The organism is Streptococcus tangpeifui (genome assembly GCF_011038795.1).
GTDB lineage: Bacteria > Bacillota > Bacilli > Lactobacillales > Streptococcaceae > Streptococcus > Streptococcus tangpeifui.
On sequence record NZ_JAAKDU010000002.1, the window covers coordinates 16,809 to 33,944 of the forward strand.

Here is a 17,136-nt window from a genome sequence, read left to right on the forward strand (position 1 = left end):
CATCAACCCCATGTTCAAAATGAGCATGGGGTTTTTGATCCATGAATAATCATTTTAATTTGGAAAAAGTTATATAAAGTTATATAATAAAGTGAAAGTTATATAAAGTTATATACGAAATAAAAAGTTATATAATTAAATATCAGTAGCGAATTGTGCAAAAAGGGAAGATTTTTCTATTTCGCTTGATCCGTAGGCGTCCTAAATTTCTTTGGGTCGCTTAATATCTTAATATAAGGAGAATTTAGATGGCAGCTAATCCTTTTACATTGGGCTTTGGAAAACGCCCTCATACCTTCATTTCTCGAACATCTGAGATTCAATCGGTTATAAATGACTTTAATGAAGAGAATTCCGCCTCCCAATCCTATCTTATAACCGGTGTACGCGGATCGGGTAAGACAGTAACCATGACGGCTATTGCTAATAGTTTAAAGGAGTCCGGTGACTGGATTGTTATCAATCTTAATCCTAATCGCGACTTACTTAAAAGTTTAGTTGCCAAACTTTATGACATTCCCGAACTCCATCAGTTATTTATCAAAGCTAAGTTTAATCTTACTTTATTTGGTATTGGTGCTGCTATTGAGAATGTGCCTCCGATCAATGATATTGAAGTGGCGTTGGAGAAGATGCTGGCTCAAGTAAAACTATTAGATAAGAAAGTTCTTGTCACTATAGATGAAGTAACGAAGACTGAAAATATTAAAATTTTCACCAGTAGCTTTCAGCTCTTGATACGTGAGGATTATCCTATTTTTCTACTTATGACGGGGCTTTATGAGAATATCTATGAGTTGCAGAATGATGCCACACTTACCTTTCTTTACCGTTCGCCTAGACTGGATCTAGCTCCACTGGATAAGATTTCTATCAAGAAGCGTTATCGTAAAATCTTTAATCTTACCGACGAAAAAGCAATCAATATGGCCAATCTGACTGCTGGCTATTCCTTTGCTTTCCAAACTTTAGGTTATCTCTGCTGGAAAAATAGAAACTATTTAGATAATCGTAAAGCCTTGCTTGAAGCTTACGATGAAGCCTTACAGAGTTATGTTTATCAAAAGATCTGGTCAGAACTCTCAGGTCAAGATAAAAAAGTCTTGAAAGCCTTGTCTAGGCAGTCAAAGACTCGTGTTAAGGATCTCAGAGAAAGTCTCAATTTTACCCCAAGTCTTCTATCTGTATATCGTGAACGCCTCAAACGCAAAGGTCTAATTGATACGTCAGAATATGGCTATATTTCCCTGACGCTACCCCGCCTAAGCGACTTTATCCTAGAGTATGAAGGGTTGGAGTAGAGCAATAACACTATGATATGAATTAGGCCGTTGGTAATAGAATAATTTGTATAAAAGAAATAGCGAGGTTAAATGATATGGCTGAGTCAAAGACGAAACGATTACTTTATTTTATGTCTGAGTTAGAAAAGGGAAATCAGATCAATAAGGATGCGTATCTGTCTAAGTTCAAGATTAGTGATCGAACAATGAAGGAAGATATCAGTGAACTGAAAGCCAATTTAAAAGAATTGCGTCCTAACATGCATATCAAATTTTCACGAAAATATGCATGCTATTATGCAGACTATGAACAAGGGTATGGAAATTTAAAGTATAATCAAGCAGTCATTCTCTCAAAAATCTTATTGGAGAGCCGAGCCTTACGAAAAGATGAAGTCTCTGAAATCATTAATATTTTTGTGGAACGCGCAGTTGATGATAAAGAACGTACAAGAATTAAAAAATTAACTCAGTTTGAGCTCAATAGCTATCAGGAATTAAAGTTTTATCGAGAATCTAATAAGTCTATTTTGCCGATTATTTCCGCTATTTTTGATGCGATTGTTGATCAGCGTCCACTAGCTTTTAGCTATGCAAAGCCCTCTAGCAAGATTGAAGAGTACATTGTTTTGCCGATTTCTGTTATTTTTGATAGTCATTATTTTTACTGCATTTCTTACAAATTAGATGAGAATTTTAAGAGTCAATATAAACTGCAGGAATTAAGGTATTTTCGGGTGGATAGATTTAAAACTATTCATAAGTCTACTGTAAATTCTGCCTTTTCACTAACTGAAGAAGAGCAAAAACGTCTTATTAAGGATGAACAAGTTCGATACCAGACTTTCTCAATGTTTTCTGATCAGAAATGGGTGAAGATTCAGTTTAAGTATACGGGTAAATTTAGGGATGTATTAGAAGCGGATATTCCAAAATTGAAAATCATTAATGAGTTGGAAAATGGTATTGTCTATGAGATAGAAACCCTGAGTTTATTTGGCTTTCAGAAATATATTCAACGTTTTGATGGAGATTTTATATTTCTGGATATAAAAAGCATAAAAAATAACTATGATTAATACAGAAAATATTTTTTGAGATTCAAGTAGAAGTACATATTTTATGTGCTTCTATTTGTATTTTTAAGGGAAAAGTTATATAGAATACGTAATTTAAACTAAGATGCCGAAAAACATGTTTATTTAATGTATTTTTCTGATATACTTTAGATGTTGAAAGGATATAGGCCTATACGAATCATTTCGATATTGTTTATTTAAAGTGTCGATTTGTTTATATAAGTAGTTTGTGAGGTGGATGAATGATTTTAGCACATTATGAAGATGAAACAGGTAAGAAACAGTCATTAGAGGAACATTCTTTTAATGTAGCTAACAAAGCAAGAGAAGATGCTGACTCTATTGGGCAGGGAGATTTGCTTTTTTTGCTAGGCCTTTATCATGATCTAGGAAAAGCCGATCAAAAATTCCAAGATAAATTAACCAAGAATCCCGCTATGCATGTTGACCATTCCTATGCTGGCGCTAAGTATTTGTTTGAAAAAATCAAAATAGGTCTCTCTGCAAAGGGGGTTGACAAGGCAGCGCGTTTACAATTCAACGATATTATTGCTTATGCCATTTCTGCCCATCATGGTATGTTTGATATTTACTACTATGATGAAGAAGCGAATCAATATAATTATAATAAACTTAGAAATCGCATTACTAAGCAGATGTCAGATTATCATTTTGATAGTGATGTAAAAAATTATGCTACCTTTTTAGAATTAAAATTGAAAGATTATGGCTATCAAGATTTAGATGATTTGATTTTAAAAGCCTTTGAAAATTATCAAGAAGCTACGTCAAAGTTGGACTGTCGGGATAGCAGTGAGGAAGCTTATTATCAATCATGTTTTGTACGGCTATATCTATCATTATTAAAGAATGCTGATATTCTAGACACAATCAATGCTTATGGTTTACTCATTAATCCTTTAAAACGAAGTGAGAAAATAAAACTAAATGAATCCTATCTAAAATCTATTGAGGAAAAATATCGCAGTTTTAGTCACCCAACGACTAAACTAAATGTCATTCGTACACAGATTGCGGACCGTGTTAAAAATAGAGGAGAAAGCGATTCGACAGGTATCTATCGCTTAGATTTACCGACCGGTGCGGGTAAAACGAATCTCAGTATGAGATATGCCTTTCACCAAATGGTTAATCAAAATAAGACTAAATTTTTCTACATTACACCATTTTTATCTGTTTTAGAGCAAAATGCCGCTGAAATTAGGAAAGTAATTGGTGACGCAGGTGTATTAGAACATCATTCTAATGTTATTAGGCAGGTTAATGATAATGACGAAAAAGAAACATTAATGTCTGACTATTTGATTGATAGTTGGGATAGCCAGGTTGTCTTGACATCAATGGTGCAATTTTTTCAAACCTTGTTTAAAACAAAGTCATCTAATATCAGACGTTTCTCAAGTCTTATTGACAGTGTTTTGATTTTAGATGAGGTGCAATCCTTGCCTATCGAAGTGACCACTTTATTTAATCTCACTATGAATTTTTTAAATAAAGTGATGAATACAACCATTGTTCTATGTACAGCTACACAGCCAGCCTATGATTCTGCCGCCATTAATCATAGAATTGTTTATGGAGGTAAAAATGATGAATCTACTGATATTGTTGATTTAACACGTGACGAAAAAGAAGTCTTTTCAAGGACGGAGCTTAGAAAATTTGATGAAAATGATCAAAACTCAAAGCTATCAGATTTAGTAGATTTTGTTTTGGAGAATAATGAATCAACCCTTGCAGTTTTCAATACTAAAAAGACAGTTGATAAATTTTATACTCTACTTGAAGAGCTGACAGAGAGGCCAATTTATCAACTGTCAACTAATATGTGTGCACAGCACAGATTAGATATCATTTCGGAAATGAAGCAGCAATTAAAAGATGACCTACCTATTATTTGTATCAGTACACAGCTAATTGAAGCAGGTGTTGATGTCGATTTTAATCGTGTCATTCGCTCTTACGCAGGAATTGATTCCATTGTGCAAGCTAGTGGACGTTGTAATCGTGAAGGTAAGCGTAACACGGGCCAAGTTACCTTAGTTAATCTAACAAATGAAGAGGAGAATATCTCATCACTCAAAGAAATAAAAGCTAAGAAAGACGCAACAGAATATATTTTACATAAGATTTCATCGCCCATTGATACTTCTCTTTTAAATCGTGATTTCTTTGAATATTATTATGCTAATAATCAAGATTCAATGGACTATCCTTTGGAACATGATAGTGAATCTGTTTATGATTATCTGAGTATTAACGAATATCAAAATAGGCCAAGGTTTAAAGGTAAGTTAAAGCAAGCTTTTAAAACTGCGGGTTCAAAAATGAATTTGATAAATAATGACACTATAAGTGTATTAGTTCCTTATGGCGATGCAATTGAAAAATTATTGGTTTTGGAAGAGTTATGTGGCTCCGATTATCCATCTGTTGAAGACTATCAAGCTATAAAAGGCCTTCTAAAGGAATTGCAGCCTTATACGGTAAATGTTCGTGAGCACGATCAAATACTTGAAGCAACAAAATCTTATCTTCATGAACAAATTTATATTTTATCTGAGGGTTATTATAATGAAAGAAAGGGTATCACACTGGAAACAGGCAGTTTCCAGTTTTAGATGAAAACAGGCCAACGAAAGTTAGTAGAGAACTCCGTTGACCTGATATTCAATATAAATAATCACTAAATATAATTTCAATCCACATAGGTACACTATGATAATTTAAATTATAATAAAAATATTTATTTAAATCAATTGTTTTTTTCATAAACACTAAATATAGAATAAAAATTTTGACTTTTGAAATTCCAAGTGCTAAGATAGGTTTATAAAATCACAGAAGGAGGTTTTAACTTTGTACAGATCAAGAAATTTTTATGTCAGAATTCGTGGCGATCGGGGACTCTTTACAAACCCGGCCACTAAAGGAGGCTCAGAAAGATCATCGTATTCTGTACCTACGCGACAAGCTTTGCAAGGAATAATTGATAACATCTATCATAAGCCAACATTCACAAATGTTGTTACGGAAGTTAAGGTTGTCAATCAAATTCAGACAGAGTTGCATGGCGTCCGTGCTTTGTTACATGATTACAGCGCAGATTTGAGCTATGTTTCATATTTGAGTGATGTTGAGTATCTTGTAAAATTTCATTTTATTTGGAATGAAAATCGTGAAGATTTAATTCAGGATAGGCTGCCTAATAAGCACGAAGCTATTATGGAACGCTCCATTCGAAAAGGAGGACGACGAGATATTTTTCTCGGCACAAGGGAGTGCTTGGGTTTGGTCGATGAAATTAGTCAGGAAGAGTATGAAACTATCCCTTCTTACTACGATGGCATTACTATTGATTTAGGTATCATGTTTCATTCTTTTGCCTATCCAATAGATAAAACAAGGCCGTTGAAATCTTATTTCACCAAAACAGTGATGGAGAATGGAGTGGTTAAGTTTAAGCCTCAGTCTGAGTGTGAGATTGAAAATACCCTGTCTAGTTATGCCTTTAAAGCGCCTGGCCAGATTAAGTCAGCTGATGATGAATACAATGAATATGAAGACATGGAGAAAGGGGAAAATTAATGGATTTTTTTACTTCTCTCTTAAATGCTTATGAAAAAGCAGAAGAAATAGGCTTAGTTGACCAACAAACGGGCGATAATGAGGCCGTTTTGCTTCCGATTTATCATACCAGTTTAAAGTCAAATGGGAAAAATATTATTACAGTCAAATTGGATCAGAACGGTAGCTTCTATAAGGCTGAATTCATGGCTAATAACCAAATGATTATTTTTCCTGTGACTGCGGATTCTGTCGCGAGATCAGGCAACAAACCTGCTCCCCATCCTCTTGTTGATAAGCTTTCTTATTATGTTTCAGAGGTGAATCAGTCACAGTATGATGATTTTCATAAGCAATTGACTGCTTGGATTGATTATTGTGAGGAAGGTAAGGTTAAAGAATTTTTAATGGAAGTCCAGCATTTTATCCTTCAATCGGATTTTTTAAGTAATATTCTTCATTCTTTATTTGGGGAGCATTATCGAAGAGAAGGCCTGAAAATTACCTATCCTGATTCTAGTGGAAAAGATAAAACCATTGATTTATCAGCCTATTTCCTAGAATTTTCAATTGTACAATTTCACAGCCTCAAAGACGAATCAGTGACCAGCTACAAGGCACTACATCAGTCGTTTATTTCGTTTATAACTGCCAACCAAGATAATTTAGGAACTTGTAATATTAGTGGACGCACAGAACAGATTACCAATAAACATCGGGGACTAATGGGGAATGCTAAAATTATTTCAGTTAGTAATAAAATAGAAGCCTATAAAGGGCGCTTTAAGGAGCGAGAAGATGTTTTTAGCGTTGGCTATGAAACTTCTGAAAAAATTCATTTAATGATCAAGTATCTCTTGGAAAATAAAAACAGCAGTACTTGGCTAGGTTCGTCACAGTATCTCATAAATTGGTTTAGTGATGATTTAGCAAACAAGAGTCAACTGGATATTGTGAAGCCAGTATTTAATGATTTTTTTGAAGATGATGAGGACGAAGAAGACAGTCTGGTTTCCATTAAACCGAATGAAGAAAATAAACAAATAGGTTCTTCGTTCATTAGGGGGCAAAAATTATTTGGTAATGATGCAACCTACTATGTTGCAATATTGAATAAAACAAGTAATGGTCGTATTGCTTTAAAATATTTCCGCCAACTTAAAGTTTCTCAGTTGTTGAAAAATTTGGAAACGTGGCAAGAAAATTATTCTTGGGTAGTAAGAACTAACTCAGGAAAAAAAGTACCTACCTTTAATGAAATAATCAGTGCTGCCTATGGTGTTGACAGAGAACGTTATTTGGAATTGGATAATGACAGTTTTCAAAGCGATCAATATCAACAATTAGTAACAGCTCTGATTGATGGACGCCCTTTACCAAATACAATTGTCAAAAAATTCGAGACTAATATTAAACAACGTCAAAGATATCCTAAACACTGGTACCAAGTCCAACAAGTTAGTCTTGGAATTTTACATAAACAATATGGAAAGGAATTTACACCAATGTTAGACCACCAAGAAACAGATCGTTCTTATTTATTTGGACGCTTGCTTGCCATTTATGAACTGTTCGAGGCGCAACGCTATGCTTTAGATGGTGGCAGCCAGGAACGCATCACGAATGCTGAGCGTTATTGGAATGCCTATACAGGTCAACCAGCCAAGATGATGAATCATTTAGAAAATAAAATTAAGCCTTATGAGGAAGTTTTGAAGTTGAATAAACCTGGTATTTGGCATAAATTGGATAAGGAAAGAAAAGAAATTATTCAACTATTGACACCAATGTATGCTTATAAAGAGTTTACACAGCCTTTGGACTATAAATTTATCTTTGGCTACTATGCTGAAAAGCAATTTTATTACACTAAACAAACTAAAGAAAACGAGGAATAAGATATGCTAGAACACAAAATTGATTTTATGGTGACCGTTGAAGTGAGAGAAGCTAATGCAAATGGAGATCCCTTATCAGGGAATATGCCAAGAACAGATGCTAAAGGTCATGGCTTGATGAGTGATGTTTCAATTAAGCGCAAAATCAGAAATCGTATGCAAGATATGGGACAGTCTATATTTGTACAGGCAGGAGACCGTATCGAAGATGAATTCAAATCTTTAGAAAAACGCTTTTCAAATCAGTTTACGTCTAAAACTCCTGACAGTGAAGTTGAGGAAAGGGCTAACCAATTATGGTTAGATGTTCGTTCTTTTGGCCAAGTCTTCACTTACTTGAAAAAATCAATCGGTGTAAGGGGGCCAGTTTCCATCAGCATGGCGAAAACCTTAGAGCCGATCGTAATCTCCAGTCTGCAAATCACTCGCAGTACCAATGGTATGGAAGCTAAAAACGAAAACGGCCGTTCATCTGATACCATGGGAACCAAGCACTTTGTCGAATACGGTGTCTATGTCATCAAGGGGTCTATTAACCCTAATTTTGCTGAAAAAACCGGATTTTCTGATGAAGATGCTGAAGTAATTAAACAAGCTCTTATTAGCCTTTTTGAAAACGATGCGTCATCGGCTCGTCCTGAAGGGTCAATGCGTGTGCGTGATGTTTTTTGGTTTACGCATAGCAGTAAGCTGGGGAATGTATCTAGTGCGCGTGTCTTTGACTTGTTAGAATTCGATAAAGAAAAACAGGACAAAGATAGTTATGAAGACTATGGTATCCATCTCAACCAAGAAAAATTGGCAGACTATGAAGCTAAAGGATTGAAAGTTGATATCTTAGAAGGACTTTAATATGGTCTATTCAGAAAATGATTATCTGATGTTATCGGGAATTCAGCACTTCCAATTTTGTAAAAGGCAATGGGGATTGATCCATATTGAGCAGCAATGGGCTGATAATGAAGCAACAGCCCATGGGCAGATTTTGCACCAAAAGGCAGACAATCCCTATATTAAGGAAAAACGAAAAGATGTTATCACTTCACGAGCTATGCATGTCTCATCAAAAATGCTTGGTCTTTATGGCATTCTTGATGTTGTGGAATTTCATAAAAATGACAATGGTGTTGTTCTGAATGGCAAACGAGGAAAGTGGCTACCCTGTGTTGTTGAATATAAACGAGGGAAACCTAAAAGAGATACTCGCGATATTGTCCAGCTGGTAGCGCAGACTATTTGCCTTGAGGAAACTTTTGGGTGTCAGATTGAGACTGGCTGTCTTTATTACCATAGCGTGAATCAAAAGAAGATAATTGAAATCACTGAAGAATTGCGCCAAAAAGTTTTTGATTTAGCTGAACAAATGCATTATTATTATGATAATAAAATCATAGATAAGGCAGAGTATTTTAAAAATTGCCCTTTGTGTTCTTTAGTGGATATTTGTAAACCACGTCTAAGTAAGAAGTCTCGCAATGTGGACAATTACATTAAACAGTCTTTAGCAAGTGAGGATAGTTTATGAAAAAATTGCTAAATACTTTATATCTCACACAGGATAACTTTTATTTAACGCGTGAGCGGGATAATATTGTTGTCAAACAGGAGGGAAAGGTTGTTAGTCGTTTTCCTTATCGGATTATTGACGGTATTGTTTGTTTTTCATACCTAGGCGCCTCACCATCTTTGATTGAACTTTGTGCAAAAAATCAAATTAACCTTTCTTTTCATACTCCTCAAGGTCGTTTTTGCGGTCGTTTTGTAGGTCCGACCAATGGCAATGTTTTGCTCAGGCGTGAGCATTATCGCTTAGCGGATCATGATCTTTCGACGGAATACGCTAAGCGCTTCATCTTGGCAAAGGTATCTAATTCCAGAAAATATTTACTTCGTTTTAAGCGTGATCATCGTGATAAGATTGACACTCAATTATTTGAAGATATCAATACAGAATTGACTTGGGCTTTGGAGCAAATTCAATCTGCACCCGACAAGGAAACTTTGTTGGGAATTGAAGGCCAGGCAGCCAATCAGTACTTCAGGGCATTCAATGAATTAATTCTAACGGATAAAGAAACTTTTAAATTTAACGGTCGGACACGAAGGCCACCACAGGATTGCGTCAATGCTCTGATGTCATTTGGATATAGTTTGCTGACTTACGAATGCCAATCGGCTTTAGAAGCGGTTGGATTGGATAGTTATGTTGGATTTTACCATACAGATAGGCCGGGTCGTGCCAGTCTAGCTCTGGACTTGGTGGAAGAATTTCGTTCTTATATTGTTGATAGATTTGTTTTTTCGCTGATAAACAAAGGGCAATTAAATAAAAAGCATTTGGACATCAAAGAAAATGGCAGTGTTATTCTAACAGAAAAAGGACGTGCTATTTTTATTGAAGCATGGCAGAAGCGTAAGCATACAGAAGTTGAACATCCTTTCACTAAGGAAAAAGTCAAGTTAATGCTCTTGCCTTATGTTCAAGCTCAGCTATTGACTAAAGCAATTCGTGGGGAATTGGAATCCTATCCGCCATTCTTAATTTAGGAGTCAGTTTATGATGGTTTTAGTGACTTATGATGTGAATACAGAGACTGCTGCAGGCAGGAAACGTCTCCGTCACGTTGCGAAGCTCTGTGTCGATTATGGTCAGCGCGTGCAGCATTCAGTCTTTGAATGTTCTGTGACACCGGCTGAATTTGTCGAAATAAAAAATAAACTGTTGACAATCATTGACCAAGAATCAGATAGTATACGATTTTATCTTCTTGGCAAAAATTGGCAAAATCGTGTAGAAACTCTTGGTCGAAACGACAGTTATGACCCTGATGCGGGGATATTACTTTTATAAAAACTTGAGTGCGAACCTAGGTTGCACATCAAAACCTAGGACACTCGCGCACAAAAATACAGAACTGAGTGGCAAAAAGTGTTTTTTACTGATAAAATACCATCAGTGACTAATAACATTTAGCCCCAAACGGTGCAACTACGCGCCGTCGCACCCCACACGGGTGCGTGGATTGAAATTAGGGCGCCAGATTTTAATTCTCGATAATTATCCGTCGCACCCCACACGGGTGCGTGGATTGAAATTCAACCAGTGTACTACCCTATCTTCTGCTTTAGGTCGCACCCCACACGGGTGCGTGGATTGAAATTGGAGTTGTGTAGTAGCTCACTAGGCGCTGAACTGTCGCACCCCACACGGGTGCGTGGATTGAAATTCTTTTTTATTTATAATTATTGATTGGCTATACTGTCGCACCCCACACGGGTGCGTGGATTGAAATATTTTTTTGCTTCCTTTGCTTTTTTGTTTGGTCTGTCGCACCCCATACGGGTGCGTGGATTGAAATGAAGTCTTTGGGTTGAATATGTGGCACAACCTCTCGGTCGCACCCCACGGGTGCGTGGATTGAAATAAAAATTTGTGAAAGATTATGACGATTTTATAGCTGTCGCACCCCACACGGGTGCGTGGATTGAAATAAAGCGTTTGGCTGGACAGCTGTAGGAACTAATGTCGCACCCCATACGGGTGCGTGGATTGAAATTATCAAAAAGATTATGAGCAGGCGCTTTTAAAAGGTCGCACCTCATACGGGTGCGTGGATTGAAATATAATAAGACATCAGGTCTATGGGAGCTTCTGCAGTCGCACCCCATACGGGTGCGTGGATTGAAATAGAGTTTGAGGGATGTTTTTGTTACGTTAGATTTAGTCGCACTCCACACGGGTGCGTGGATTGAAATCCATAGCAAGGCTCAAAGCGTTATTGAAGAATTTTGTCGCGCTCCACACACGGGTGCGTGGATTGAAATTGAAATTAAGAGATAACCTTTTTGAGTTGGGTAGTCGCACCCCATACGGGTGCCTAGATTGAAATTTGGTGGCGGGATCATTTACAAGTGTACGGCTTCGTTGTCCCCCTACCTCAAAAACCAGTCTATGTTCCACCAGATCCTTAACAGAAAAATACGGTGTTTAGCCGTATTTTTTGCTATAATGATGGCAAAAAATGGAAGGAAAGCACGGATGATGCAGGGTAAGCAAGCTTGAATAATACCCTGAATACGATAAAGATGAGTAGGAGTTTTATGACGAATGACACAATGTGGTTTGACCAATTTTCAAATAAGATATTGGATAAGGGATTTGATTATTATCAAGCTGGCTGTGTTTGTGGTTTGATCAAAACTTCAAGGGGGTATCGCGCCTCTGTGTCTGGGAATGAAGATTACGAAGTTATTCTAGAAATTGATAATGATACTCTGGGGCAAATGTGGTGCGACTGTCCTTATGCCTTAGAAGGGCATAATTGCAAACACATGGCTGCGGTTTTATACGCTATCGGCGATGATACTGAAATCAAGAGTTTAGACGTAGAAGAGACTAATGCTACATCTGAACTAATTGCGCAGCTGACGGAAGAAGAGTTACGAGATGCTCTGTCTTATTTATGTCAAACAGATCAATCACTTGAAATGTTACTTGTGACGCGCTACAGTAACAAGATTGGTCAAAAGCAGATTGCCCATTTAAAGGCCGAATTTACGTTCTTGGCTAATAAATACAGCGACCGGTATGGTTATATTGATTGGCCTAAAGGAAAAAGCTATAAACATGATGTTGTTAACTTTCTCAACCAGAAAATTTTAAATTTAATTCAAAAGCAGTTTAATAGAGAAGCATTCGAATTGCTTTGCTTAGTATTTGTAGAAATTGACAAACAGCAAATTGAAAATGGTGGGATTATAGGAGAACTCTTCAACTATTGTTCCCAGCTTTGGGAGCAGATCTATCATCAGGCTGACAGCGATTTCAGACAGGAGATGTTCATCTGGTTTAATCAGTATCAGCTTAATCATTTGGACGGTGGCTTTGCACAAGAATGGATTCAAGACTTTTTGGAGAAACACTTTCAGACATCAGAGTATCTGGAAGAAAAACTAGTGGCTCTGGATCAAGCTATTGCTCATCTGGAGGAACGACAAGTTGATAATGACTCACGGTATCCTTCTTATCAATTTGAGGATTTCGTGGTAAAACGCTTGACACTGATGGAGGATCTTGGTTATAGTCAAGAAGCCATTGAATCTTACCAAAAAGACTATTGGTTTATCCCACAGGTTCGTATGGCAGCGGCTCATAAAGCCTTGTCTGAACAGCGATTAGATCGTGCTGTTGCCATCCTTAAAGAGAGTAAAATCTTGGATAATCATTATAAGGGGCTGGTGCTTCGTCACAGCGAGCTTTTAATGGCTATTTATCAGAAGCAAGGGGCTGGTAAAGATTATAAGGATGAGCTGGTTAAATATGTCTTGGAATATGATGAAGATAACTTAGATAAGATTGGAGAACTAAAAGAGGTCTCCAGTCACGACGAATGGCTAGACTATCGTTCGCGTTTACTGTCTCAGATGAGCATAAGGGGACGTTTAGCGCTGTTAGACAAAGAAGGCTTATATCGTCAGCTGCTGGATGCCATTCTATCTATACCTTTTCAGCGACACTATTACCTTGATCAGTATGAACAAACGTTAAAAAATTTATTTCCAATCCCAGTCAGGGATGCTTACGTTAAAGAGGTGTCGAAAATGATAATGTCAGCCTCTGATCGGAAGACCTATAGACTTTTGGCTGACTACTTAAAAAAGATAGCCACCTACCCTGATGGTCAAGTGATCGGCAGTAAAATAGTCCATAATTGGAAGGAGACTTATCCTCGTAAGCGTGCCCTGTTAGAAGAACTACGTCAGGCTGGGTTTTAATGGGGGTACTCTATGCTCCTATGGAGTCTAGCAGCTTGGAGATAGGCTAGTGCAGCTTGTTGCCTAAAAATAAGAAAGCAGCAAGGGCTAAAAGAGAAAATTGACTGTTTATGAAGTTTCATTGAGCAACTTCCCTTAGGCCTTTCAATGATCATTGTCCGCAAACCTTATTGACCACCTTGAATAGTTCATTGGACTCTTTGAGTAGTCTCGTATCTTGATGAAGCCTAGTGGTAATGCCTCTTAAGTTATCAGATGTTAAAGAGTGTTTTTATATGGCTGATTGGGAGTTTCAGTACTATTTAATAGGCAGTCTGATAGCCTTTTACGGATTAATGACAATAGAGTTAAAGGAACAATTAATGAGTATATTCCTTTGCCAAGCCAATTTGATATTGACGACTATAAAATGATGGCGGATTTTATTGAACAGTTGCCATCAGGGAAAGCTCAAGAATCCTTAACAAAAGCAGTACAAGGGCGTGGTGCTTTTAGGTGCTTCAGAGAGCTGCTTGTATTCCTTTGATTTAGAAGAAACGTGGTAAGCTTTTCAAGAGCAAGACGATGTCAAGATTGCACGAGATTGGTATCACAGGTATGGTATTAGAGTGATTGAAGAGTGATGAGGAGGAGATGTTAATGACGGCTGTATATTACGAAAAATCCACGGGCAGGCAGGTTAAACAGCTTGCCCGTTTTCCATATTATAAGAGCGATGAGCAGCTGAATGTGTTGGAATATCAAGATAACAAGGAAAGATTTCTTATTAACGATAACCAGCTACAAGCCGACTTTGCACTCCAGTATTCACAGCTTACGACTCATCAAAAACTGCAATTATATTTTTCTCTTTTCAAGGGGCGCAGAGATGTCTATGCTAAATCCTATATTAACCAAGAGGGGAACATTCAGTATTATCCTTCTTATCACTATGGTTGGCGCAATCTTCCTCCTGAAAAAAGGACCTATGCTCCTTTAACAGATGAGGTACTGAAAAATCATTTGCGCGGCAATAACAGAATCGGCCTCTTCCCTATCAGCCAATCGTACACCTGCTCTTTTTTAGCTATTGATTTTGATAAGAAAGATTGGCGTGATGCAGTAACGGCTGTAAGACAAGCGGCTGATCAGCAAGGCGTAGAAGCTTATGTAGAAATTTCTCGTTCAGGAAATGGTGCCCATGTCTGGTTTTTCTTTGACAATGACATTCCTTGTAAACAAGCTCGAGATTTTGGAAAGACCATAATAAAACTAGCCATGCAGGAGTCTAAATCTATTTCATTTTCTTCTTTTGATCGTATGTTTCCTAATCAGGATCTTCTTCCTAAAGGTGGTTTTGGAAACTTGATTGCTTTACCTTTGCAAGGAGACAGTTATAAGGAAGGGCGGACTGTATTCGTTGATCGTGATTTTAAACCTTATGAAAATCAGTGGAAGTACTTACAAGATGTTAATAGGATAAGTTCAAAACAGTTGGAAAACGTGCTAACTATAGAAAATGAATCAAAAAAGGATAGCAAAGAACTGTCTCTTAGCTTATCAAATGTTTTGAAAATTGATAAATCAACATTGTCAACTAAAACTGCTTACTTTCTTAAAAACTTAGCATCGTTTCCTAATCCAGAGTTTTATCTAAAGCAAGCAACTAGGCAACCAACCTACCAAACACCAGAACGCATTTATCTTTTTGAGGAAAACGATAAGGAGCTGAGGCTTCCGAGAGGATTACTGACACGGATAAAACAAGAATTTGAACAAGTCAATGTATCTGATGAGCGCCTGCGTCAGGAGACCATACGGGTATCCTTTACAGGTCAATTGCGGCTTGAACAAGAGGTAGCTTTAGCTGACATGGTGAACAAGGAGAACGGTCTTCTATGCGCAGAAACAGGATTTGGAAAAACTGTTTTAGGAGCGGCTTTGATTGCCCGCCTCCAAAAGAGAGCGATTATTTTGGTTCATAATCGTCAACTATTAGAGCAATGGCTAGATAGACTTTCTACTTTCCTCTATTTTGAAGAAGATGAAGCTGTGCGCTATACACCATCTGGACGGGAAGAGCGGATCGGTCATATCGGACAATACCAAGCTGCTAAAAAATGGACAAGCGGACTTGTTGATGTTGTTATGATTCAATTGCTTTTTAAGCATGATAATATTGATAAATTTCTTAGCTCCTATGGGATGATGATTGTAGATGAATGTCATCACGTAACTGCTCGCCAGTTTGAGAAAGTCGTTGCTCAGTTTTCAGGCCAGTACCTTTACGGCTTAACAGCAACACCGGAACGCAAGAATGGGCATGAACCTATTGTTTTTCAGAGAATCGGTGATATCTTACATATTGCAGATAAAGAAGACAGTAATTTTGAGAAGTACCTTACGCTTCATTTAACGTCTTTTGGGAAACTAGATATTGAAAAATCTAAAAATACGAATTTTTCAGAACTCAACCGATGGATTGCTGAAGATGTCACCCGGAATAAAATGATTGCTCAAGACATCTATCGGTCCTATCAAGAGGGAAGAAAAATTCTGGTACTTGTCAATCGTGTCGAACATATCGAACATTTAAGAGAATTACTTCAGCAAAAACAGTTGATGCATGTTTTTTATTTGAGTGGTAGAACAAAGAGAAAAGATGTGCAAAAAAATTTGGAAAAAATTAACGGTTTAGACGACAATCAAGCATTTGTCCTTTTATCAACTGGCAAATTTATTGGTGAAGGATTTGATTTACCAAAATTGGATACTCTTATTTTAGGGGCTCCTTTATCTTGGAAAAATAATCTTATCCAATATGCTGGAAGATTGCATCGTCCATATAAAGGGAAAGATAAAGTAAAGATTTTTGATTATCTTGATATTTACATCCCTTACCTTGAAAAAATGTATCAAAAGCGGCAAGTTGCTTATAAAAAGATGGCTTATCAACTAGAAGGAGATAAGAGGGAACAAAGTCTATTCGATGCATCTTCCTATGAAAAAGTATTTAAAGAAGACTTACAAGAGTTGCAGTCAAGTATTTTACTAAGAATAAATTCTTTTACCTCTCGTAAGGTATATGACTTACTGCGACTTTTATCGGGGAAAAAGCTAGAATTCCAAATTCCTAAGGAACACCGCCTAGCTTTATGGTTAAAAGGCTTCGAACAAAAAATGGTAAGAGTAAGTCTAATAGACGAAAAATTTTCAACGAATTTGTTAGTCATTGATGAAAATATCGTATGGTATGGCAGTCTTTCGCCATTAGCTGACAATTTTAAAAACGATATGAATTTATTGAGACTGGAAAGCCAAACAATTGCTAGAGAATTTTTAACTGAAATAGATAAGAAAAGGTGAGAAGAGACTAGGATGAATGTTCTGTTTCGTGTTAACTATTTTAGATAGAACAGTTTAACGCAGAACAGGTGATGGTTAAACAATATCTCGAGGAACAGAACACCCTGTAACATTGGCTTATCTTGTGAAGATGGGCAAAAAACTCGTCCAGTCTTGTTGTTTTGTAAT

At 36.9% G+C, this 17,136-nt stretch carries 11 protein-coding genes and 1 CRISPR repeat array; all 11 genes read left to right on the forward strand.

Annotated elements, in window-relative coordinates:
• Window positions 1-248: 248 nt before the first annotated feature.
• Window positions 249-1,301, forward strand: coding sequence for a DUF8462 domain-containing protein (locus tag G7Y32_RS01855; protein ID WP_165209872.1), 1,053 nt, complete (start codon window positions 249-251; stop codon window positions 1,299-1,301).
• A 77-nt stretch (window positions 1,302-1,378) separates the two neighbouring features.
• A complete protein-coding gene (locus G7Y32_RS01860; protein WP_165209874.1) occupies window positions 1,379-2,362 on the forward strand; it encodes a WYL domain-containing protein in 984 nt (327 codons plus the stop codon).
• A gap of 242 nt (window positions 2,363-2,604) precedes the next feature.
• A complete protein-coding gene (cas3, locus tag G7Y32_RS01865) occupies window positions 2,605-5,004 on the forward strand; it encodes a CRISPR-associated helicase Cas3' (protein ID WP_165209877.1) in 2,400 nt (799 codons plus the stop codon).
• Between the two features lie 238 nt (window positions 5,005-5,242).
• Complete coding sequence (cas5c, locus tag G7Y32_RS01870) at window positions 5,243-5,971, forward strand: type I-C CRISPR-associated protein Cas5c (RefSeq protein WP_165209879.1); 729 nt, start codon at window positions 5,243-5,245, stop codon at window positions 5,969-5,971.
• Window positions 5,971-7,848: a type I-C CRISPR-associated protein Cas8c/Csd1 gene (gene cas8c / locus G7Y32_RS01875; RefSeq protein WP_165209882.1), complete on the forward strand. Its 1,878-nt coding sequence runs from the start codon at window positions 5,971-5,973 to the stop codon at window positions 7,846-7,848. The genes cas5c and cas8c overlap by 1 nt, the downstream gene beginning before the upstream one ends.
• Window positions 7,849-7,851: 3 nt before the next feature.
• Window positions 7,852-8,700, forward strand: coding sequence for a type I-C CRISPR-associated protein Cas7/Csd2 (gene cas7c / locus G7Y32_RS01880; RefSeq protein ID WP_165209884.1), 849 nt, complete (start codon window positions 7,852-7,854; stop codon window positions 8,698-8,700).
• 1 nt (window position 8,701) lies between these two features.
• Window positions 8,702-9,373: a CRISPR-associated protein Cas4 gene (gene cas4, locus G7Y32_RS01885; RefSeq protein ID WP_165209887.1), complete on the forward strand. Its 672-nt coding sequence runs from the start codon at window positions 8,702-8,704 to the stop codon at window positions 9,371-9,373.
• On the forward strand, window positions 9,370-10,395 hold the full coding sequence (cas1c, locus tag G7Y32_RS01890) for a type I-C CRISPR-associated endonuclease Cas1c (RefSeq protein ID WP_165209890.1): 1,026 nt from the start codon (window positions 9,370-9,372) through the stop codon (window positions 10,393-10,395). The genes cas4 and cas1c overlap by 4 nt, the downstream gene beginning before the upstream one ends.
• 10 nt (window positions 10,396-10,405) lie before the next feature.
• On the forward strand, window positions 10,406-10,699 hold the full coding sequence (gene cas2 / locus G7Y32_RS01895; protein ID WP_165209893.1) for a CRISPR-associated endonuclease Cas2: 294 nt from the start codon (window positions 10,406-10,408) through the stop codon (window positions 10,697-10,699).
• A 147-nt stretch (window positions 10,700-10,846) separates the two neighbouring features.
• Window positions 10,847-11,209: direct repeats of the CRISPR family, unit length 33 nt; unit sequence GTCGCACCCCACACGGGTGCGTGGATTGAAATT.
• Window positions 11,210-11,949: 740 nt separating this feature from the next.
• Window positions 11,950-13,623 (forward strand): SWIM zinc finger family protein, encoded by a 1,674-nt coding sequence (locus G7Y32_RS01900; RefSeq protein ID WP_165209896.1) that lies wholly within the window; start codon window positions 11,950-11,952, stop codon window positions 13,621-13,623.
• 639 nt (window positions 13,624-14,262) lie between these two features.
• Entirely contained in the window at window positions 14,263-16,968 is a 2,706-nt protein-coding gene (locus G7Y32_RS01905) for a TOTE conflict system archaeo-eukaryotic primase domain-containing protein (protein WP_206221345.1), read from the forward strand.
• Window positions 16,969-17,136: the final 168 nt, after the last annotated feature.

What these genes read in the sequence shown, in the direction of transcription:
- cas1c (WP_165209890.1), top strand. Translation starts at nt 9,370, where the DNA reads ATGAAAAAATTGCTAAATACTTTATATCTCACACAGGATAACTTTTAT.
- cas8c (WP_165209882.1), top strand. Translation starts at nt 5,971, where the DNA reads ATGGATTTTTTTACTTCTCTCTTAAATGCTTATGAAAAAGCAGAAGAA.
- G7Y32_RS01905 (WP_206221345.1), top strand. Translation starts at nt 14,263, where the DNA reads ATGACGGCTGTATATTACGAAAAATCCACGGGCAGGCAGGTTAAACAG.
- cas2 (WP_165209893.1), top strand. Translation starts at nt 10,406, where the DNA reads ATGATGGTTTTAGTGACTTATGATGTGAATACAGAGACTGCTGCAGGC.
- cas3 (WP_165209877.1), top strand. Translation starts at nt 2,605, where the DNA reads ATGATTTTAGCACATTATGAAGATGAAACAGGTAAGAAACAGTCATTA.
- G7Y32_RS01855 (WP_165209872.1), top strand. Translation starts at nt 249, where the DNA reads ATGGCAGCTAATCCTTTTACATTGGGCTTTGGAAAACGCCCTCATACC.
- cas7c (WP_165209884.1), top strand. Translation starts at nt 7,852, where the DNA reads ATGCTAGAACACAAAATTGATTTTATGGTGACCGTTGAAGTGAGAGAA.
- cas4 (WP_165209887.1), top strand. Translation starts at nt 8,702, where the DNA reads ATGGTCTATTCAGAAAATGATTATCTGATGTTATCGGGAATTCAGCAC.
- G7Y32_RS01900 (WP_165209896.1), top strand. Translation starts at nt 11,950, where the DNA reads ATGACGAATGACACAATGTGGTTTGACCAATTTTCAAATAAGATATTG.
- G7Y32_RS01860 (WP_165209874.1), top strand. Translation starts at nt 1,379, where the DNA reads ATGGCTGAGTCAAAGACGAAACGATTACTTTATTTTATGTCTGAGTTA.